This is a genomic window from Hoylesella timonensis S9-PR14, from assembly GCF_000762405.1.
GTDB lineage: Bacteria > Bacteroidota > Bacteroidia > Bacteroidales > Bacteroidaceae > Prevotella > Prevotella timonensis_A.
The window spans coordinates 1-1,151 of record NZ_JRPQ01000130.1; the positions used below are offsets into that span (position 1 = coordinate 1).

Below are 1,151 nucleotides of genomic sequence, written 5' to 3' on the forward strand. Positions count from 1 at the left end.
GGTAAGGCGCCCATCGCCGAGCCTACACGTGAAGTATGCCGATGAGCCAGAGAAGCTGAGCGTGGAGATGAAGGACTTTCTGTCGCCCGTCGAGGGACGTTTGCCGAGCAATCGTGCGGACATCTACTTCAAGGAACTCGGCAACGAGTCGCCCGTACTCGTCAAGCTGATGATGAAGACCATTTATCAAAATGATAAACGTGTATTTAGGCATATCGGCGCCCAAATGTTCGGTATGAAATTCCTGCTTAGGGGATTGTATGCGCACAATGGCTTGCTATATTTTCATACCCGAATAGACAATATGACTAATATGCCGTATTCGGTGGACTTTATCACCTTCAAGGTTGTGGATAAGAAAGTAGCTAAACGCACTGCCATTCAGGAGAGAGTGCAACAACCACTCCGTGCCTATCATCAGGTGAACTATATCAAGGGAAAGCACACCGAAAGTTCAGTGTTTGCCTTGGAACAGTTCTCACTATCAGAGGATAAACAGCTTGAAGTGACGCTTTATGAGCATAATGGTGGACGAACGCTTACCTTCTATGTCGAGCCGCAAGATTTACTTTTGGCTCAGAAGATTGATAACCTCAAACTTAAATGGTAATGAAGAAGTATCTCTTTTTATTGGCTTGTGCGGTGGCGATGATGCTGCCAGCACAAGCGCAAAGACTGATTCCGAAGCAGAAAGGAATAGAAGTAGTAGGCAGTCTGCCGATTATCAAGGGCGAAAAACTTTTTGCCAAGGATAACTTCGGTCTGGGTTTGTCGCTCACTCGCTACTTGAAGCGTGAGAACTATGCCTTTATGGGTATGGAATATGAGCAACAAAATATGCCGTATCGCAGTTATGATGTGAAACTCAAAGATGCACTTTTGCATTTGGGCTATATGCACCCGATTATGTCGGACAATGGCAAGAACGTGTTGCTCTATGGTGGTGTCTCCGCTTTGGGTGGTTATGAAGAAATCAATGATGACAAGCCGTTCCTGCCCGATGGGGCAAAACTGCTTGACCGCTCACGCTTCGTTTATGGCGGTGCGGTGCATCTATCCATAGAATGTTTCTTATCGGACAATGTGCTGTTGCTATTCAAAGGACAGGGACGCATACTCTTTGGTACGGATGTTCATCATTTTCGCCCTGC

General features: G+C 46.3%; 2 protein-coding genes. Both read left to right on the forward strand.

Going from position 1 to position 1,151, the window contains the following annotated elements; translation table 11 throughout:
* Nucleotides 1-610, forward strand: a 610-nt coding sequence (gene traN / locus HMPREF9304_RS08050) for a conjugative transposon protein TraN (protein ID WP_036928126.1), incomplete at its 5' end; no start/stop codon positions are given.
* On the forward strand, nt 604-1,151 hold a 548-nt coding region (locus HMPREF9304_RS08055), incomplete at its 3' end, for a conjugal transfer protein TraO (protein WP_036928125.1). The genes traN and HMPREF9304_RS08055, both read left to right, overlap by 7 nt.